Consider the following 20,184-nt stretch of genomic DNA (forward strand, 5'->3'; position numbering starts at 1 on the left):
TAAGCTCAGCATGGGTATGCTTGCTTTAGGCAGTTTACTGGCAATCGCTGGTTGTAATAATAGCTTGGTTGACAATCAACTGATAAAAGCGGCAGCCGAAAAACCTGTAGTTAGCAAGACTGAGAACCCTTCAACCCAAAGACTGATAAGAACTATATCGCTGCTGACGACTCTGCTTCAACGCCTGAAGGTATCAAGCAAGTCGTTAATGCCAACAATCAATTCGCTATTGATCTGTATCAGCAGATAAATAAGCAACCTGCACAATCAGATAAAAACATCTTCTTCTCGCCCTATAGCTTGTCCACTGCCATGGCTATGCTCTATGCCGCAGCAGAGGGTGAAACAAAGCAGCAAATCCAAAAGACCTTTCATTATCCAACGCCAGCTATCCTTAATCCCAATAGTGCCGCGCTCTACAATCAATTTAATAAACCCAATTCAAATTATGACTTAAGCACGGTTAATGACTTATGGATACATCAAGGCTTGAGCCCCAATCAAACTTATTTGGATACGGTGCAGCGCTATTACGGTGGTAAAGTCACCACTCTTGATTTTAAAAACAGTCCTGAACCTTCCCGTCAGACTATCAATAAGACCATTGCCAAACATACCAAGCAGATGATTCCTGAGCTGCTCGCAAAAGATAGTGACCCCTGCCGTCAATCCCGTATATATAAACTTGGGAGATTTTGATTACGCAGCCTGACGATAATAATCAAACCACACCTGTCTTGGCGATTTATAGCCTAAACCCTTTTGAATCCTAGTCTGATTATAATATAACTCAATATATCCAATGATATCTCTGATAGCTGCAAACCTTGTTTTATAGTCTTGGTGATATACTAGCTCGTTCTTCAATATGCCCCAGAAGCTTTCTATGGGTGCGTTGTCAAAGCAGTTGCCTTTACCGCTCATTGAACCTGTAAACTGATGCTGCTTGATGATCTTGTGGTAAGCATGGCTACAGTACTGACTGCCTCTGTCAGAGTGAACGACTAGCCCTTTGCTTGGTTGTTTATTCTTGATGGCCATGTTCAATGCTTTGCATACTAGATCTGCGGTCATTCGCTTATTGATCGCATAGCCGACCAGCTCTTTGGTATATAAATCTTTGACTCCCGCTAAATACAACCAGCCCTCAAGCGTCCAAATATAGGTGATGTCACTGGCCCACGCTTGGTTAGGGCGACTGGCATCAAACTCTTGATCCAACACGTTTGGATAGACCAGTTTGTTGTGATTGGAGTCGGTGGTGACTTTAAAGCGTTTGTGGCGACGGCATTTGATGCTGTATTCCTCTTTGATGCTTCTGACCATGCTCACTTAGATGCGCATGCAGACGCTCAACACCATAGCGCTCATGAGTTTCACTGTGAGCGGCTTTAACGAGTAGCTCACAATGGTTGCGATGTATCTGCTGCTCGCTGATATCGCGACTCAGCCAGTCGTAGTAACTTGAATGCTTAACCCTTAGCACGCGGCACATAGGGGTGATGGTAAAGAAGTGCTGGTTATCTTTGATGAAGGCGTACCTGACTAGCTGTTTTTCGCGAAGTACGCCGTCGCCTCATTCGAGCATAGCTCTCATCTTGCGTCGGGGCGAAGCAGTGCTTCGCTTTATCCCTCCTCATTTAAGATCTCTCGCTCCTCTTCGGCAACTTTGAGCTGTCGTTTGAGCTGCTTTATTTCTTGAAGAGCTGTGATAAGATCAGGGTCGTATTGCTCTGTGCCGACAAGCTTGCCTTGGTTGGCTTTGTTATGCCAATTCGATAGCGTTTGCATGGCAATGCCAAGCTGCTTTGCGGTTGCTGAGATATTGCCATTATTGTCTGATATCTTCTTAACGGCTTCAGCTTTAAATTCTGTGCTATAGGTTCTTATTTTCTTGACCATGATAAACTCCGATTAATATGCTTAGTTTACCAAGTTTACTTGTACGGTTTCTTCAGCATAGCTCAAGCCTTTAAATCAGCCGCTACGGCCTTCTTATCCGTCCATGGTACAAACTTCATGGAGTAACGCACCATATGCACGATACACAGCTGAACCTGAGCGTTGGGATAAACCGTATTGATGGCATCAGGGAAGCCCTTTAAGCCGTCGACACAGGCAATGAGGATATCTTGTACCCCGCGGTTTTGTAGTTCAGTGAGAACACCCAGCCAGAACTTAGCGCCTTCATTCTCTGATAACCACATACCAAGCAGCTCTTTTTTACCGTTAAGAGCAACACCTAGCGCCAGATAGATCGCCTTGTTGATGATCTGCTTGTCTTGACGTACTTTAATGACAATGCAGTCTAAATAGACGATAGGATAAACACTACTCAATGGCCGGTTCTGCCAAGCGGTGATGTCGTCTAATATGTTATCGGTGACTCTTGAAACCAAGCTGCTTGAGATGTCGACGTCATAGAGCTCTTTAATACTCTCTACAATCTCGGTGGTGGTTTGACCCTTGGCGTAAAGGAATATGATTTTATCATCGAGACCTGAGATACGGGTTTGATGCTTACTAACGAGTACAGGCTCAAAGCTGCCATCACGGTCTCTTGGGGTGGATATCTCAAGATCGCCTGTGTCACTGCGGACGGTCTTTTTAGTGTGCCCATTACGCTTATTAGGCTTGTCTGCTTTCTCATGCTTGGGATAGCCAAGATGATCTTCCATTTCAGCTTCAAGGGCAGTATCGATAAAGGATTGCATGAGCTGCTTTTGAAAATCTTTGATGTCATCGAAGCTGTTCATGCTACCAGCCATTTGCTCGGCCAGTTTCTTGATGTCAGATTGAGTAGTCATTGCTTATTCTCCTGTTATTGGATTATAAGCAGTTACACAGTTTTTAGGAAAGGCTCTATTAGCTTTTTTATTTCATTCATCTTTTTATAGACATCAAAATAGGCTTTTTACTTAGCAGTAGTAAGCCTGTTTCCGATGTAATGAGTCTCGCAAATGTGCAACGAGCAGTTTTAACTTTTGATCTGGTTGCCTGGCCTTAGGATATACTGCATACATGCCCAGTTCCTTTCGTGTAAACCGTTGCAAAATCTGAGTAAGTGTATGTTGTTGTATCTCCTCATGGACCAACGCTTGGGGCAAAAAAGCAATGCCTAAATCGCTGAGCGTGGCTTGTTTAATCGCACTAAGATGATTGCTATGAAACCTACCATGGACAGGCATTAATTGCTCTGTGCCGTCTATACATACTGGCCATATGTTGTTAGAGGTATTATCTAACTTATAGATTATGCACTCATGATTGTCTAATTCTTCAGGGGTTTGAGGCGTACCATATCGCTTTAAATAGTCTGGCGTCGCACATATCACCCATCGGCTATCTATAAGACGTCTTGCAATGAGCGATGAGTCTTCAAGCTCAGCGGTCCTTATTGCCAAATCAAATCCTTCCTCTATCAAGTCAACCAATCGATTGGTAATTTGTAACTCTACCGATACTTCAGGGTGTTGTTTACAGAATTCAGCAATAGATTCGCTCAATATGAAATTCGCAGAGACCACAGGCAGGGTTATACGTATATGGCCTTTCATATCTTCGCCGTAACCCGTTACTGCATCTTCAGCTTCCTGAAAGGCATGTTTAGCAATTTTAGCTTTGTCGTAAAGCGTCCTGCCGGCATCGGTTAAGCTCAACTTTCTAGTGGTTCTATAAATGAGTTGAGTATTTAAGTTCTCTTCTAATCTTGCAATGCGCTTGCTCACTACTGAATTGGTTAATGATAGCTTTTCAGCGACTTTAGAAAATGACCCTTCCTCAACAACTTGGACAAATAAAACCATATCGTCAGCTTTGACCATACTTGTGCTCCAATTGGCGTAATGCGGATTAGATTATAGCAAAAAAGGAAAATAATATTGTCCATTGATGCAATATATCAATTAATTAACAAGGCGTAGACTATTTTAGGGCTTTTTGAACATGGGCCATAGACTGTCGCAAGTCGTGCTCGGTTTTGTCTACAAGACGGCTTGGATAAATTAGCAGTCCCTGTTTGTGAATGTTTAATACAACTTAGTCATCATTGAGTCGTCAAAATAAAGGCTGCGATGACTTGGTTCAGGGAAGATCGCACAATCAAAAGGATGTAATTTTGAATCAAACAATATATGGGCTTTTGGCATTACTGCCAATCGTTCTCTGTGGTATTTTTCTTATAGGCTTGCAATGGTCAGCTAAAAAAACAATGCCTATCATTTTAGTTGTTACCGCTGCGCTTGCCATTTTTATATGGGATATGACGCTTAACCGAGTGTCATCATCTATTATTCAGGGTTTGGTGATAACTGTCTCGGTGTTGTGGATTGTCTTTGGTGCTATTTTTCTGTTGAATACATTAAAACATACTGGTGCAATCGCCGTTATCCGTGCTGGGTTTACCAATGTATCGCCAGATAGGCGTGTGCAAGCCATTATTATTGCATGGTGCTTTGGCTGCTTTCTTGAGGGTGCCTCAGGTTTTGGTACAGCTGCCGCTATTGCTGCGCCTTTGCTGGTGGCGATAGGATTTCCAGCGCTGGGTGCGGTGTTGATGGGAATGATGATACAAAGTACACCTGTATCATTTGGTGCGGTCGGTACGCCTATCGTTATTGGGGTAAATAATGGGTTAGATAAAGCGGCCATTAGCGCTCAACTGGCACAAGAAGGACTACAGTGGGGCGACTTTTTACAACTGATTACCAGTCAAGTGGCTATCATGCATGGTGTCATTGGTACGTTTATGCCACTTTTTATGGTGATGATGCTCACCCGCTTTTTTGGTAAGAATAAAAGCTGGAAAGAAGGCTTCGCTATTTGGCCGTTTGCGATTTTTGCAGGCTTGGCATTTACAATCCCTTATATGATAACCGGTGTTTTTTTAGGGCCAGAGTTTCCTTCACTGGTCGGAGGTTTAGTTAGTATAGCCATTGTTGTAAACGCTGCTAAAAGAGGGTTTTTAGTCCCAAAAACAACTTGGGATTTTGCGCCTCAGAAAAACTGGCCAAGCGAATGGATGGGTAAACTGGTGGTCAGTAAAGAAGATGTGACGCTTGATTTAACCAGTAAAAAGATGTCTGCGGTTATGGCGTGGTTCCCTTATTTACTCGTTGCAGTCTTACTGGTGTGCTCAAGAGTATTCGCTGGATTTGAATCCTTATTAACCAGTGCAACGTTAGATTTTACGACGGTTTTAGGAGAGGCAGATGTAAGCGCTAGTTTTAGTCCTCTGTACTTACCTGGAGGCTTGTTAGTAATAAGCGCCTTGGTTGCCGCTGCTCTGCAAACTAAAAAACCAGGTAGTGCACTAAATAATGCCTTTAAAGAATCAACTAAAACGGTCTTAGGAGCTGGTTTTGTACTGGTTTTTACGATTCCAATGGTCAGAATCTTTATCAATTCAGGGGTAAACTTATCAGATGTGGCGAGTATGCCAGTCGCCAGTGCCGAGTTGTTTGCGGGTACTTTTGGCAACGCTTTTCCGTTAATTAGTTCTACCATTGGTGCACTAGGGGCCTTTATCGCGGGTTCTAATACCGTTTCTAACATGATGTTTAGTCAATTTCAGTATGAAGCGGCGGTGAGCCTACGTATTTCACCTTCTTTAATCATAGCGTCTCAAGCTGTTGGTGCCGCAGCCGGTAATATGGTTGCCATACATAACGTGGTGGCTGCATCAGCAACGGTGGGTTTACTTGGTATGGAGGGCGCCACACTTAGGCGTACTATTTTACCCACCATATACTATGTGTTGTTCTGTGGCATCATCGTCATGGCCGCCATTTACATTTTTGGTTTTCAAGGGCCCTTAGCATGATGAATGACACACAATCACAAGATAAGGAGCATCATATATCTTCGTCAAATCGCGATTCTCAAGGCATGCTTAGTCCTGATCAAGTACTAGACAAGCTAACACAATTACTGGGTGCTAGTAATGTACAGGCTGATCCAGAGAAAAATGAGCACTATAGAATGGGGTGGCGCTCTGGTGGTGGCAGTGCCTTAGCCGTTTTATTTCCGCAAACACTGCTGGAGATTTGGCGTAGCCTAGAAGTATGCGTTGAAGGCGACTGCATCATTATCATGCAAGCGGCTAAGACAGGTCTGACTGAAGGCTCAACACCGAGCGGTAATGACTACGATAGACCAGTTGTGGTGATTAATACGCTTGCAATGAACCAGTTGTATTTGGTGAATGACAACGAGCAAGTGATCAGCTTGCCTGGTGCGACATTGCATCAGCTACAAAGTCAGCTTAATGCTGTCAATAGAGCGCCTCATTCCGTCATCGGTTCCTCGACGTTAGGCGCGTCTATTATTGGCGGTATATCTAATAACTCTGGTGGGGCTTTGGTCAAAAGAGGGCCCGCCTATACCGAGCTTGCGTTGTTTGCCCAAATAAACGAACAAGGACAGCTGGTATTGGTTAATCATCTAGACGTAGAGCTAGGTGATACGCCAGAAGAAATACTGACTAATTTGCAAAATGGTAATTTTGATAAAAGAGAATTACCTGATAGTGGCAAGCTCGCATCTGACAAAGAGTACATCGCCAGAGTAAAAGACGTTGATGCAAGCACGCCCAGTCGCTTTAATGCGGACAAGCGCAGACTGTATGAAGCCAGTGGCTGCGCTGGCAAGCTTGCGGTGTTTGCAGTACGTCTTGACACTTATCCAATAGCGGCAAAAGAGAAAACCTTTTACATAGGCACTAACAGTGTGAGTGAGCTTGCACAGCTCAGAAGGCAGATACTATCAAGCTTCGACAATATCCCTGAAGTGGGCGAGTATATGCATCGTGATATATTTGATGTCTCCGCTAAATACGGTAAAGACACGTTCCTAAGTATTAAGCATCTCGGCACAGATGCCTTACCTAGATTGTTTTCTATCAAAGGCGCTATTGACGCTAAATTTCATAAGTGGTCATGGATGCCAAAGCATTTTACTGACAAAGTCATGCAGTTCATCGCTACTCTATTTCCAAAGCATTTACCGAAGCGCATGATTGAGTATCGTGAACAATATGAGCATCACCTAATCTTAAAAATGAGTGATGAAGGGATAGCAGAGGCACAGGATTTTCTGAAGACCTTCTTTGCTGCTTCAGACACGGGTAACTATTTTGAATGTAGCCAGGAAGAGTCAGAAAGCGCGCTTTTAAATCGTTTTGCGGCAGCCGGTGCCGCATTACGCTATGAAATCATACATGAAAAAGAAGTTGGTGAGATATTGGCATTAGATATTGCCATACCGCGTAATGAATTAGAATGGCTTGAAACCCTACCTGAAGAAATTGAAAAACACTTAGAGATGAAGCTGTATTACGGACACTTCTTTTGCTATGTGTTTCATCAAGATTATATTTTGAAGAAGGGCAGTGATGCACACCTTGTTAAAAAGATGATGTTAGAGCTATTGAGCGCACGCGGAGCCAAATATCCTGCTGAGCATAATGTAGGGCATCTATACGAAGCAGAGCCTGATTTGCAGAATTTCTATAAAAGCCTAGACCCAACCAATAGCTTTAATCCCGGCATCGGTAAAATGTCGAAAACCAAACGTAACTGCTCGTGCTGTGTGTAATAGTGAGTGTGGGTTGAGCTTGCCGCTTCAAAAATAAGCCAATTGCATCCATCGTTTAGCACTAATCAATAAATAATTAGAGATTCAAAAATATTACATAGATATTTAACAGAATAAGGGCAAGCGTATGATTATTTCATCTCCAAACGACTACAGGGCTGCTGCCAAGCGCCGACTGCCACCATTTCTATTTCATTATATAGATGGCGGTGCTTATGAGGAATATACCTTAAAACATAATGTTGAAGATTTATCGAAAATTGCCCTTAGACAACGTGTACTAAATGATATGTCACTGCTTAGTCTCGAGACGCAGTTATTTAATGAAACTCTGTCTATGCCTGTCGCGTTGTCACCCGTGGGTCTGACAGGTATGTATGCCCGCCGCGGAGAAGTGCAGGCCGCTATGGCAGCCGATCAAAAAGGCATTCCGTTTACCATGTCGACAGTTTCGGTTTGTCCGATTGAAGAAGTAGCGCCTAAAATTAACCGTCCGATGTGGTTTCAGCTTTATGTATTAAAGGACCGAGGTTTTATGAAAAATGCCTTGGAGCGTGCCAAAGCGGCGGGGTGTTCGACCTTGGTTTTTACGGTAGATATGCCAGTACCAGGGGCACGCTACCGAGATATGCACTCTGGTATGAGCGGTAAAAATGCTGCTATGCGCCGTTACTTACAGTCTATGACGCATCCGCAATGGGCATGGGATGTAGGGCTAAATGGCCGTCCGCACGATCTGGGCAATATCTCTACTTATTTAGGTAAGCCAACAGGATTGGAAGACTATATAGGCTGGCTAGGTAATAACTTTGACCCCTCTATTTCTTGGAAAGATTTAGATTGGATTCGCGAGTACTGGGATGGGCCTATGGTCATCAAAGGTATTTTGGACCCAGAAGATGCCAAAGATGCGGTGCGTTTTGGAGCCGACGGCATAGTCGTATCGAATCATGGTGGGCGACAGCTGGACGGTGTTTTATCCAGTGCACGTGCTCTGCCTCCTATTGCCGATGCAGTTAAAGGAGAGATTAAAATTTTAGCCGACTCTGGTATACGTAATGGCTTAGATATTGTGCGTATGTTGGCTTTGGGCGCTGATATTTGCATGCTAGGGCGCGCTTTTATTTATGCTTTAGCAGCGGATGGCGGTGCAGGGGTAAGCAATTTGTTAGAACTGCTAGATAAAGAAATACGCGTCGCAATGACCTTGACTGGTGCCAAAACGATTGCTGATATTAATTCTGACTGTTTAGTAAAGCTGGAGAATTAAACTTGAAGCCGTTAGTTTAGTCATCAATCGTAATAATGAAACTCATAATATTGTTGGCTGACTAGGGATAGACAGATATACCATTACAGGAATGGCTGACCCAGTATCACCAAAAAATAAATGATTAATACATAAAGCTGACAACGTCTTGGCTGATGAGAAGCGAGAGCTTCGAGATCCACATAAACAGGTTAAATGGCTTACACCATAGAAAACCTACATTTAAGACCGCACGACTATATTTGAATGAATTTGATCAGGAGATCAAGGATGACTATTGATAACGACGTACTACGTGAACGCATCAGCTTATTAGGCTCATTTCTAGGAGAGGCGATTTCTCGGCAAACGGGCGAACAAACACTCAACACGATTGAAACCCTACGCCAAGGTTTTATCCAGCAACGCCGGGCGCCTAACGCAGCGAACCAGCAACAACTCATCGACTTTATTGCCTCGTTAGACAACCAAACCTTAAAAAATGTCATCCGCAGCTTTTCTATCTATTTCTTCTTAGCCAATCTCAGTGAAGAAAATTACTTACGAGAACAACGTCAAGCCTTGCGTATGCAATCGGAACATAGCTGGGAAGGCTCGTTTCGGCGTACGCTGCTTGAATGTCGTGAGCGCAATATTGAACCCGCCCAAATGCAAGAGCTGATTGAGCAACTAAAATTTATCCCAGTATTCACCGCCCATCCGACTGAAGCGCGTCGCCGTACGACGATGAATCTATTGCAGAGTTTATTCAAGCATAGCGATGCTTTGAATAATCTTCCTGAAAACAGTTTCGCCTATGAGCAAGCGAAAGAACAAACGGCGCAAACCATTGATTTATTATGGTCATCTGATGAAGTACGGACGCGTAAACCTTTAGTCTATGACGAGATCAATAATGGCCTGCATTATTTCAATGCCAGTTTATTCAGCGCCATTCCCAAAGTTTACCGTAATATTAAAGACGCCATTGTTGATATCTATCCTGAGCTAACAGACTATCCCTTACCGGCGTTCATGAGCTTTGGTTCTTGGATCGGTGGTGACAGAGATGGCAATCCCTTTGTCACTCATGACACCACAGAAATGGCCGTATTGATGCATGCCAATACCGTCTTGCGTCACTATCAAGTGTTGATCAAAAAATTGCGTCGTGAACTGATTCACAGCGATACAATTGTCGCTATCGAACCTGACGTGTATACAAAAATTGAAAGTTATCGTGAGCTCGACAGACGAGTCTTTGATTACAATACTGACGATTACAACAATGAGCCGTACCGAAGACTGTTATCGATTATTCTTGCCAAAATAAAATCGACTAATAGCCATATTCAAAGCAAAGGTAGTGATAGCGAGGCTGAAAAAGATGCTTACACCAATCCGCAAGAATTGTTAGAAGATTTACGCATCATTCGGAAAAGTGTCAATACTCACGATACGGCACATGGCGAAGGCTTATTACTTGATATGATTCGTTTGGTCAAAACCTGTGGTTTTCATTTGGCAGCGCTCGATATTCGTCAAGAGTCCTCTTATCATAGCGAGGTGATAGCTGATATTTTTGCCAATGCCTCTAATCTGCCAGATTATCAAATGCTCACTGAAACTGAGCGCCAAGAATGGCTAACGCGCTTACTTGAAAAGCCCGGTACACCGCTCATTTATACCGATAACTTGAGTGATAAAACACGCGAACAATTGGCTTTGATGAACTCTGTGGCAACCTTACGTAAACTGGTCGGGCAAGATACGTTTGGCAGTTACGTCATATCAATGACCAATAACGCCAGTCAATTATTAGAAGTGTTACTACTCATGCGCTTTGCAGGCTTATGTACAGTGAATGACGAAGGGCAACTGTCCGCTGACTTACCCGTCGCACCCTTGTTTGAAACCATCGAAGACCTTAAAAGTATCGATAAGATTTTACCTGCCGTCTTGGATAATCCGCTTTATCGAGGGTTGCTGCAACACTTAGATAACACGCAAGAAATCATGCTGGGTTATTCAGATTCATCAAAAGATGGCGGTATTATCACCTCTGCATGGCAGCTGTATAGCGCGCAGCAAACCATTAACCGTATCGCTGAGGAATATGGTATCAAAACCCGCTTGTTTCATGGCCGTGGTGGCTCTGTCAGTCGTGGTGGCGGCTCAACACATAATGCAATTGCCGCTCAGCCCGCAGGGACACTGCATGGAGAAATTAAAGTCACCGAGCAGGGCGAAGTCCTTTATGCCAAATATGCCAACACCGATACCGCTGTGTTTGAGCTAACCATGGGCATCACTGGTACCCTCAAAGCGTGCTCAACAAGATTTGTGGTGCAACCGCCTGAACTACCAAATTATGAAGCACTCTTTGCGCGTCTAGCCGATGCGGGTGAACAAAGTTATCGTACGCTTACTGACCATACCGAAGGGTTTTATCAGTTCTACTCACAAGTGACGCCAGTGCAGGAAATCTCTTTATTAAATATCGGCTCACGCCCAGCGCACCGTAACAAAGGTCTGCCTAGTAAGACAACCTTGCGGGCGATTCCCTGGGTATTTGGTTGGTCTTTAGCGCGCTTTACCCTACCAGCTTGGTATGGCGTAGGTAGTGCTCTTCATAGTGTTAAACAAGACGAAGCTTTAATGAGGGAGATGAACAGTTGCTGGCCATTTTTTAACGTATTTATTAGTAATATTGAAATGGCTTTTACCAAATCTGAGATGAGCATTGCTCAGGCTTATAGTCAGTTATGTGAAGATGAGGGATTACGTGAAAAGATTATGCAAGCGGTAATCGATGAGCATCATCTAACCTTCTCAGGTTTGAACTCTTTGCTTAACCAGACATCGTTATTGGCGCATCAGCAAAGCCTTGCCGCGTCACTACAATGGCGAAATGCTTATTTAGATCCGATTAATTATATCCAAATCGAGTTGTTGAAACGTGCCAGACAAAAAGACGCTACAGATAATGACGATGATCTTGCTGTTGAAGATCCATTAATCCGTAGTATCAATGCTTTGGCAGCGGGTCTACGCAATACGGGTTAATTAATAGAGAATTACGTTCAGATATCTAACTTATGACCTAAATACATTGACTTCCTTTAATTAAATTAAGAAGGTTGAAAAGGTGTAAGGGTCAACTAATTTAGATGTGGGTGGGTTTCTATCGTCAGGCTCCCTAACTAAAATCTCCCGAATTTTTTTATACGGATTTGACGGTAGGGGTCAGTCAGCTACCAGCTATCGAGACGACCCGTATGTAACTTGGTGAAACAGATGCTTGATTATGCCACTACAGTCTATTAATTAGGCAGCAATTGAGACAAGATGTTAGAAAAAAATATTGCCTCTCAAAAAGCTCGATTATCACTGCCATATCCTATCCAGCACAGTGAACCAATTCTTTGACGTAATCTTTTCAATGAGTGGATCGGAGAAATGTCGTTGTTGCATGTGCTCAATCAGCATAGAGATTTGACTGATATCAGATAACTCATCTGGCAATAGACAACCATCAAAATCAGAGCCAAAACCGACGTGATCTTCGCCTAAATGGTCAACTAGATAATCAAGATGATCGACAATCACATCAACTGAAGTTTGCGTGTTGCGTTGACCGTCAGCACGAAGAAATGCAACATCAAAGTTCACCCCAACCATACCACCGCTTTGTTTAATGGCAGCCAGTTGCTGGTCAGTCAAATTCCTTGCTTGCTGACATAACGCGTGTGCATTAGAGTGTGTCGCGACAATGGGCTGATCAATAATCTCTAACGTATCCCAAAAAGCACGCTCATTCATATGCGACACATCGATTAGCATATGTTTTTCACGACACTTTAGAATGAGGTCTTTACCTTGATCCGTGAGACCAGATCCTGTATCGGGAGAATGAGGAAAGGAGGCATTTAAGCCATCACCAAAGAGGCTTTTTCTATTCCAGAGTGGCCCTATACTTCTAAGACCTGCATCATAAAAAACATCCAATAACTCAGGTTTAATGGCTAAAAACTCAGCACCTTCCAAATGAAGGATGATGGCTAATTGCTGATTCTGCTGACAGGCTTGAATTTGCGCTAAAGACTTACAAATCTGAATCTGACCGTCTGATCGCGCCTGTAATTGTTGCACAAGTGCCAACTGTGCACAGCAAATATCCACGATTTTTTGCGGCTCAAAATCTAAGCCTGAGAGATTTGATAACTTGTCAGGATGGTTTTTTTTAACATAAGCGTAGGGCGGCAGGAAAATAGAAAATAAGCCGCCCATCCATCCCGCTTTCTGACAACGTTGTAAATCCAAATGTCCTGGTAGCGTACCATAAATGAAATCATGCACAGGATCTGCGGCTGCACTCAGCCACAGTCGGGTCAATAGGTCGTTATGTCCATCAAATATCACAGGCTGAGCATTCATTATTCATCCATTACCGTACGAGTAGGAATTAATTGCTCTTGACTCAATAGCTTTGAGTTTTTAGGGTTCCTAAAGCGTAACTCTTCAAAGGAAACTGGCGTTTCACTGTTTATACGCGCTTCCTCGATCAGATAATGATAAGGTGATTTGCCACACACAGGATCGGCATTTTTGGCATCCCCAGTCAGCATAAACGCTTGGCAACGACAGCCGCTGTAATCCCGCTCTTTATCTGGGCAGCTTTGGCACATGTCAGGCATCCAATCGTCACCGCGAAACTGATTAAAGCTCGCAGACTCATACCAAATATCTGCAAGTTGGGTGTTGCGTACGTTAGGGAACTGTATTGGTAATTGTCTGGCGGCATGGCAAGGTAGGGCTGTGCCGTCCGGTGCCACAGTCAAGAAAATCTTACCCCAACCATCCATACAGGGTTTAGGACGTTCTTCGTAATAATCAGGAACGACAAAAATGAGTTTACATTTGATGCCACGTTTTTCAATTTTCTTGCGGTGCTCATTGGTAATACGCTCGGCTCGAACCACTTGCGCTTTGGTTGGTAGTAAGCCTTCGATATTCTCAAATGCCCAACCATAAAACTGACAAATGGCCAGTTCAACGGTATCGGCTTCCAGCTCTAAGCACAGCTCAATAATCTGATCAATCTGATCAATATTCTGCCGATGAATGACAAAGTTGAGCACCATAGGATAGTTGTACTGCTTGACCAGACGTGACATCTCATACTTTTGTTCAAAGGCATGTTTTGAGCCAGCCAATGCATTGTTAACCGTTGGATCACTGGCTTGGAAACTGATCTGAATGTGGTCAAGGCCAGCCTCTTTTAATCGAGCAATCCGAGATTCGTTCAATCCCATGCCTGATGTGATTAAATTGGTGTAAAAACCTTTGTTATGAGCATAAGCGACCAATTGTTCTAAATCTTGACGAACGAGTGGTTCACCGCCAGAAAAGCCGAGCTGCACCGTGCCCATTTGCCGCGCCTGATCAAGAACATCGAACCATTCTTGCGTTGTCAGTTCCTGCTTATACTGAGCATAATCAACAGGATTAGAGCAATAAGGGCATTGTAATGGGCAGCGATAGGTAAGCTCAGCCAATAGCCATAATGGCAGTCCTACTGGCGCAGTCATACTAAATCAATCCAATGTTCACGTTGAGCCACCAACATATATTCGATAATGTCTTGCTCGATTTCAGGTATATCACCAAACATAGCCTTCACCTTTTTAATAATATCAGCAATGGACGCTTGACCATCAATGTGTTGACCGATGATGCTGGCACTCTCATTTAATTTGATCATCCCTTCAGGGTACAGCAACACATAAGCGTTCTGTGCAGGCTCAAACTGAAAGCGATAACCATGACGCCATACTGGGACGATAGAGTGATCTAGTTCAGGTAAACTCATTTGAACAATCCTTTATGCCAGACATTATCATCAGTGACGCTTTGGTAAGGGGCTTGATTATGGACATAGGCCAAGCTCAAAGAATCCAAAATGGTCCACAAAATATCCAGTTTAAATTGTAGAATCTCTAGCATACGCTCTTGTTGTTCAACTGTTTTGAATGAGTCGAGCGTAATGGTTAGGCCATGCTCAACATCGCGGCGGGCCTGACTTAAGCGCGAGCGAAAATAGGTATAACCTTGCTCTTTAATCCAAGGATAATGTTTTGGCCAAGACTCTAAGCGCGATTGATGAATCTGCGGGGCAAAAAGCTCTGTCAGTGAGCTGCTGGCTGCTTCTCGCCATGAGGTACGACGCGCAAAATTTACATAAGCATCGACTGCAAAACGTACACCCGGCAACACCAATTCTTCAGAAATCACTTGTTCGCGGCTAAGACCAACCGCTTCTGCCAGACTCAACCATGCTTCACGACCGCCACCATCAGGATACACGCCATCTTGATCAATCATGCGCTGAATCCACTCTTGACGCACCCGCTGATCGGGGCAATTCGCCATGATTGCCGCATCTTTCAAGGGAATATTGATTTGATAATAGAATCTGTTGGCGACCCACGCTTGAATCTGCTGTTGAGTCGCTTGTCCTTCATGCATCATGATATGAAAAGGGTGGTAAATATGGTAATACTGACCTTTAGCCATAATCGCTTGTTCAAAGGCCTCTACGCTTAGGGCTATTTTTTCTTCTTGCATTATCTTCATTTTGCTGTCGCCTTACAATTCAATCTGCATACCATCAAACGCCACTTCAACACCGTGTTGTTTCAATGTTGCAGCCTGTTCAGATTGTTCATTCAATATTGGGTTGGTGTTATTAATGTGGATCAATACCTTACGAATGTTTTTGAGCTGATCTAAATAGTGCAGTGATCCATCTTCACCACTAATGTGTAAATGCCCCATGTCTTGGCCTGTTTTTGTACCGACACCGCATTCTTGCATCTCACTGTCAGTCCATAAAGTGCCATCAATCATCACACAATCAGAGGCTTCCATAATCTGCATAATATCATCGTCAATTTTGCCCAAACCTGGCGCGTAAAAGAGTTGTTTTTGCGTTTTTAAGTCTTTTACAATCAGCGCAATATTATCGCCATCATGGGGGTTATTACGATGTGGCGAGTAGGGTGGTGCCGAGCTTCTAATCACCAAAGGCGTCAATTCTAAATTGCTAAAACCTTCAATATTAAAGGTCTGTTTCGGATCAATTTGGTGATATTGCAGGCCACCATTCCAGTGTTTCAACATATTGAAAATAGGAAACCCTGTCGTGAGATCTTGGTAGACCATCTCAGTACACCAAACAGGAATCGGACACCCTTCTCGCAGGGTCAATAGCCCAGTCGTATGGTCAAGCTGACTGTCCATCAAAACCACATTCGTGATGCCTGTATCTCTCAGGTTACGTGCTGGCTGTGCCGCCTTAAATTCAAATAATTGCTGACGAATATCAGGTGACGCGTTGAATAAAATCCAATCTATGCCATTCTCTGATATGGCTATCGAAGACTGGGTGCGGGTCTTTGCTTCAATTGTGCCTTGACGAACACCATGACAATTATAGCAATTGCAATTCCACTGTGGAAAACCACCACCAGCCGCTGAGCCTAAAACGTGAATATACATAAATCAATATTTCCAAAAAAATAAAAGCCCTAATCATCTAGGGCTTTTAATGTATTTAAGTCTAGTAAATTTTAACGCGCTTCAAAATACATAGTGACTTCGAAACCGATACGGATATCTTGAAAAGCTGGTTTAGTCCATTGCATAGGATTACTCCGGAAAGATCTCACTAGCTAATAAGTAAGATTAGTAAAAAGAATCTTTAATGGTATTCTAATCTAGCCCCTGCTGTCAAATCTGTAAAAAGACGGGAAACATTTTAGTTACGCAGTCTAACAGTAGTAATCAAACTATACTTATCTTGGCATATACCACTGTTCATTGTAAGGTAAATTGGATATATGCCTTAGTAATAAAACGGCAATGAATCAAATCATTACCGCTTCATTAAACAGGTATGATGTTACTTGGCTTTGTCAGCAAGTTTATAAGCCATAACATAATCCCCAATAGTAGTACCAACTGAACCATGTCCACCAGCTACCAATACGACCATCTGCTCACCTTTAGAATTTAGATAAGTCATAGGCGTCGCTTGGCCACCTGCTGGAATACGAACATTCCACAATACATCGCCATTTTTTAAATCATAGGCGCGGAAGTTGTTTTCAGTAGCCGCTGACAAAAATGCTACGCCTCCTTTTGTGATGATGGGTCCGCCAATACCAGGAACACCCAGCTCAAACTTCAATGGAATAGGGGACAAATCTTGCACGGTACCGTTTCTACGTTGATAGGCAATCTCACCGGTTGCTAGGTCAGCACCCGCTACTGTGCCCCATGGTGGTTGCTGACAAGGAATGCCTAACGGTGATAAAAATGGTCCCAGCTCTACCGCGTAATCTGCACCTTTATTTTCATTAACTCCTTGCTCTCCTGTATTGGTTTCTCCCTCACCAAGATTGTCTCTAGGAATGAGTTTTGATGTAAATGCCAAATAAGTTGGCATACCAAACATTACGCCATTTTCAGGATCAACGGCGAGGCCGCCCCAGTTAAAGGTACCGAAGTTACCAGGATAGACCAAACTGCCATTCGTCGATGGTGGTGTATAACGACCATCATAATTGAGTTGGTTAAACTCAATACGGCACATCATCTGATCAATGAGGCTAGCGCCCCACATGTCTTTTTCTTTCAACATCGGCGGCTCAAAACTCAAACCAGAGTAAGGTTGCGTTGGAGCGGCATGTTCACCTGCAACCAAGTAACCTTGCGGCGCGGCGCGTTCTTTGATCGGTACGATTGGCTCGCCTGTTGCGCGATTCAATACATACACATCGCCTTGTTTGGTGGGAACAACCAGTGCAGGCTGAACACCTTCTTTGGTTTTTAAGTCAAGTAAGCTTGGCTGAGCTGGCGTGTCCATATCCCAAAGATCATGGTGAACAAATTGTTGAACCCAGCGCGCTTTACCTGTTTTAATGTCTAAAGCGACAACAGACGTCGCATATTTTTCTTCATCTGCGGTTCGATAGCTGCCTAATTGATCCGGTACACGATTGCCCATAGGGAAATAGACCAAACCAAGTTCTTCATCAGCGCTGGCGATCGCCCATGAGTTTGGTGAACTGGTTTTGTACATCTGAGTTGGATCATTGACATCGAAAGGCGCTGTGTTATCAGGATCTCCTGAATCCCAGTTCCATAGTAGCTCGCCAGTATTGACATCATACGCACGAATAACACCAGAAGGTGAATTGACGTCGTAGTTATCATTAACGGCACCTGCCACCACAATCGTATTGCCTACCACTATCGGAGGCGACGTTGAATAATAATAACCCGCTTGTTTAAATGGCATATTGTGCATTAAATCTAAAGCACCATCTTTACCAAAATCTTGACAACGTTGCCCAGTATTTGGGTCAAGTGCATATAACTTAGCATCGGAAGTTGGAATAAATATTTTTGCATCGCATTGCTTAGACGCGTTTTCAAAGGTATTACCAGCTACTTTCTGAACTGGTGTATGGCCGGTCTTGACAGTTGTGTTAGTCACAGCTGCATTATTACTATTTGTCTCATCATTAATAACTGGAGAAATACTATCAGTACCAGCTTGACCTGCATAATAGGACACGCCTCGACACGTTTGATGTTGGCGTTGTAGATTTTTTCCTACTTTGGGGTCAAACTTCCATAATGTTTGACCAGAGTCTGCGTCCAAAGCTAATACCCAGTTGTGTGGAGTGCACATATATAGGGCATTGCCAATCTTTAAAGGAGTTGCCTGATAGGTGGTCTCACCGATATCATTAGGACCTTTGACATCACCTGTTTGAATTTGCCAAGCAAGCTCTAAGTCTTTGACATTATCAGTGGTGATTTGAGTCAGAGGCGAGTAGCGCTGCCCATAGTCAGTACCACCATACGCGCTCCACTCACCCTCTGGCGTTTGCTCGCCATTTGATAACGGAACACCAAGATTTGTAGGTGTTGAATTTTGATCAGCACCATCTTTGGCAGTTAAATTGAGTTCACCTAACTTATCGGTGGCATTATTAGCCATACTACCAAAAGAGATCAGTGCGCCCACAACCACACTAGCCAGCAATCCCCAATAATAAATAGGGTTTTTTGAGTTATTTTTGGCGTCTTTGAAGGGAGTTGTAATAAGATTTTCGGAATGTAAGCTCGATGTACCATTAGCAACTAAATTTTTATCAGAGCTCTTTGATACTCGAGTTTTATTACCCTGCATCTTGTTAGATACCCATGGCAATAACATTAATAAACCAAATATCAGCGGAAAGCCCAAGCGAGTTGCCAGTGCCCACCAATAAAACCCAGATTCCCAAAGCGCCCAAGCCAGGGTCGCTATAATAAAAATAGTATAGAGCCCATAGGCGCTCCAATGTCTTTTAAATAGCAAGAATGCTGTGACAAGCATCGTAATGCCAGCAATAACATAGTAAGCGCTACCGCCTAACGAGAGTAAGTAGGTACCTCCAATAAGCAAAGGTGCGGCAAAAACCGCCATAATAATAGCTATGAATTTTTCCATGAGCGGAACCACCTGTTTATATAAAAGCAGATTGGCATGCAATGATGGACGACCAGTTAAAACTAGACGTCCATCATTACATACCTATGTAATTAACAAATAAATCAAACGTCGAATAACGTTTTGGACTTTATTTTATCACTTATACACAAGATCAGTAAAGGTGAGGTAAGATAGGAAAAACTGTTTGGTAAGTGTTTTAGATACTAGGGCGTGTCTTCATTTTAAAAATGGTAATAAAAATTAGATAAATTGTAGTCAAACAAGGAAAATAGCGCCGTTAATATCGGGATATTACCTAGCTATTTGATGAAGTTTGGCAAAATTTAGCCATTTTTAGCCCATTTAGATGTCCATCGATTGAATTGAAGACACGCCCTAAACTGTTTTTGATATAAATCCATAAATGCATAGCCTAAGACTCAAGTCCTCACTAGCAGACTGAGCTTCTTCCTAGAGATGTTACGTTAAATGGTTTTCATGCAAAAAAAGTCATCGGTTCGAGTGCTCGAAAATAGCTCTGCTATCATGAGAATAATACATAAGTTTAAGTTCCAAAAAACTATCTATAGAAATCTGCTATGACCCTCCCTAAAACCTCTTTAACACGTAAATATATCCTTTTTTAGCAGCAGCGATGCTGTCTGTGTCAGCTATGGTTACTGATTTTAGCCAAGTTCAACGCGAAGCTAATCAAGGTGATGCTGATGCCTAATATGTGCTTAGGATGATATACGTCAAAGGCGAAGGCGTGCGACTAAACACCATGACTACT

Annotated in this window: 13 protein-coding genes and 2 pseudogenes; 5 read left to right on the top strand and 10 right to left on the bottom strand. The window is 43.2% G+C overall.

The genetic code is table 11. The features are described from left to right. The first annotated feature begins 246 nt into the window (after positions 1-246). Positions 247-699: a serpin family protein gene (locus QJS82_RS05440; RefSeq protein WP_281491679.1), complete on the top strand. Its 453-nt coding sequence runs from the start codon at positions 247-249 to the stop codon at positions 697-699. Here QJS82_RS05440 and QJS82_RS05445 read toward each other — a convergent pair. The 3 genes and pseudogenes from QJS82_RS05445 to QJS82_RS05455 form a co-directional block, all read right to left on the bottom strand. Beyond that, positions 700-1,902 (bottom strand): annotated as a pseudogene (locus tag QJS82_RS05445) (IS3 family transposase). Between the two features lie 65 nt (positions 1,903-1,967). Continuing rightward, positions 1,968-2,807 (bottom strand): annotated as a pseudogene (locus QJS82_RS05450) (IS256 family transposase); the annotation flags it as partial. A 111-nt stretch (positions 2,808-2,918) separates the two neighbouring features. Further along, entirely contained in the window at positions 2,919-3,824 is a 906-nt protein-coding gene (locus QJS82_RS05455) for a LysR family transcriptional regulator (protein ID WP_068408371.1), read from the bottom strand. Positions 3,825-4,117: 293 nt separating this feature from the next. Between QJS82_RS05455 and QJS82_RS05460 the strand changes: the two genes are divergently transcribed. The 4 genes from QJS82_RS05460 to ppc all read left to right on the top strand — a co-directional run bounded on the left by QJS82_RS05460 (position 4,118) and on the right by ppc (position 11,908). Beyond that, positions 4,118-5,821 carry an L-lactate permease gene (locus tag QJS82_RS05460; protein WP_102076855.1) on the top strand — a complete coding sequence of 568 codons (1,704 nt, stop codon included), beginning with the start codon at positions 4,118-4,120 and terminating at the stop codon, positions 5,819-5,821. 65 nt (positions 5,822-5,886) lie between these two features. Then, positions 5,887-7,593 (top strand): D-lactate dehydrogenase, encoded by a 1,707-nt coding sequence (dld, locus tag QJS82_RS05465; protein WP_068408377.1) that lies wholly within the window; start codon positions 5,887-5,889, stop codon positions 7,591-7,593. Between the two features lie 127 nt (positions 7,594-7,720). Beyond that, positions 7,721-8,863, top strand: a complete 1,143-nt coding sequence (gene lldD, locus QJS82_RS05470) for an FMN-dependent L-lactate dehydrogenase LldD (RefSeq protein ID WP_068408375.1) — start codon at positions 7,721-7,723, stop codon at positions 8,861-8,863. Positions 8,864-9,133: 270 nt separating this feature from the next. Then, the gene (gene ppc, locus QJS82_RS05475; protein ID WP_281491507.1) at positions 9,134-11,908 is read left to right on the top strand and encodes a phosphoenolpyruvate carboxylase; all 2,775 of its coding nucleotides are present in this window, start codon (positions 9,134-9,136) and stop codon (positions 11,906-11,908) included. A gap of 321 nt (positions 11,909-12,229) precedes the next feature. On the opposite strand, the gene QJS82_RS05480 is transcribed toward ppc, so the two are convergent. The 7 genes from QJS82_RS05480 to QJS82_RS05510 all read right to left on the bottom strand — a co-directional run bounded on the left by QJS82_RS05480 (position 12,230) and on the right by QJS82_RS05510 (position 19,409). Further along, on the bottom strand, positions 12,230-13,279 hold the full coding sequence (locus tag QJS82_RS05480; RefSeq protein ID WP_180952532.1) for a dipeptidase: 1,050 nt from the start codon (positions 13,277-13,279) through the stop codon (positions 12,230-12,232). Then, positions 13,279-14,433: a pyrroloquinoline quinone biosynthesis protein PqqE gene (gene pqqE / locus QJS82_RS05485; RefSeq protein ID WP_068407050.1), complete on the bottom strand. Its 1,155-nt coding sequence runs from the start codon at positions 14,431-14,433 to the stop codon at positions 13,279-13,281. The genes QJS82_RS05480 and pqqE overlap by 1 nt, the downstream gene beginning before the upstream one ends. Beyond that, entirely contained in the window at positions 14,430-14,714 is a 285-nt protein-coding gene (pqqD, locus tag QJS82_RS05490; RefSeq protein WP_068407047.1) for a pyrroloquinoline quinone biosynthesis peptide chaperone PqqD, read from the bottom strand. Before pqqD ends, pqqE begins: the two co-directional genes overlap by 4 nt. Then, positions 14,711-15,469 (bottom strand): pyrroloquinoline-quinone synthase PqqC, encoded by a 759-nt coding sequence (pqqC, locus tag QJS82_RS05495; RefSeq protein ID WP_102076859.1) that lies wholly within the window; start codon positions 15,467-15,469, stop codon positions 14,711-14,713. The genes pqqD and pqqC overlap by 4 nt, the downstream gene beginning before the upstream one ends. A 21-nt stretch (positions 15,470-15,490) precedes the next feature. Continuing rightward, complete coding sequence (gene pqqB / locus QJS82_RS05500; RefSeq protein WP_068407044.1) at positions 15,491-16,402, bottom strand: pyrroloquinoline quinone biosynthesis protein PqqB; 912 nt, start codon at positions 16,400-16,402, stop codon at positions 15,491-15,493. Between the two features lie 71 nt (positions 16,403-16,473). After that, the gene (gene pqqA / locus QJS82_RS05505) at positions 16,474-16,548 is read right to left on the bottom strand and encodes a pyrroloquinoline quinone precursor peptide PqqA (RefSeq protein WP_082894360.1); all 75 of its coding nucleotides are present in this window, start codon (positions 16,546-16,548) and stop codon (positions 16,474-16,476) included. A 257-nt stretch (positions 16,549-16,805) separates the two neighbouring features. Further along, the gene (locus QJS82_RS05510; RefSeq protein WP_192992256.1) at positions 16,806-19,409 is read right to left on the bottom strand and encodes a membrane-bound PQQ-dependent dehydrogenase, glucose/quinate/shikimate family; all 2,604 of its coding nucleotides are present in this window, start codon (positions 19,407-19,409) and stop codon (positions 16,806-16,808) included. Between the last annotated feature and the right edge of the window lie 775 nt (positions 19,410-20,184).

It is taken from the genome of Psychrobacter maritimus (assembly GCF_029953575.1).
GTDB classification, from domain to species: domain Bacteria; phylum Pseudomonadota; class Gammaproteobacteria; order Pseudomonadales; family Moraxellaceae; genus Psychrobacter; species Psychrobacter maritimus.

Excerpts from the sequence above, each read along its gene's own strand:
- ppc (WP_281491507.1), top strand. The coding sequence starts at position 9,134 with ATGACTATTGATAACGACGTACTACGTGAACGCATCAGCTTATTAGGC.
- QJS82_RS05510 (WP_192992256.1), bottom strand. The coding sequence starts at position 19,409 with ATGGAAAAATTCATAGCTATTATTATGGCGGTTTTTGCCGCACCTTTG.
- pqqE (WP_068407050.1), bottom strand. The coding sequence starts at position 14,433 with ATGACTGCGCCAGTAGGACTGCCATTATGGCTATTGGCTGAGCTTACC.
- QJS82_RS05455 (WP_068408371.1), bottom strand. The coding sequence starts at position 3,824 with ATGGTCAAAGCTGACGATATGGTTTTATTTGTCCAAGTTGTTGAGGAA.
- pqqC (WP_102076859.1), bottom strand. The coding sequence starts at position 15,469 with ATGCAAGAAGAAAAAATAGCCCTAAGCGTAGAGGCCTTTGAACAAGCG.
- pqqB (WP_068407044.1), bottom strand. The coding sequence starts at position 16,402 with ATGTATATTCACGTTTTAGGCTCAGCGGCTGGTGGTGGTTTTCCACAG.
- dld (WP_068408377.1), top strand. The coding sequence starts at position 5,887 with ATGCTTAGTCCTGATCAAGTACTAGACAAGCTAACACAATTACTGGGT.
- lldD (WP_068408375.1), top strand. The coding sequence starts at position 7,721 with ATGATTATTTCATCTCCAAACGACTACAGGGCTGCTGCCAAGCGCCGA.
- pqqD (WP_068407047.1), bottom strand. The coding sequence starts at position 14,714 with ATGAGTTTACCTGAACTAGATCACTCTATCGTCCCAGTATGGCGTCAT.
- QJS82_RS05480 (WP_180952532.1), bottom strand. The coding sequence starts at position 13,279 with ATGAATGCTCAGCCTGTGATATTTGATGGACATAACGACCTATTGACC.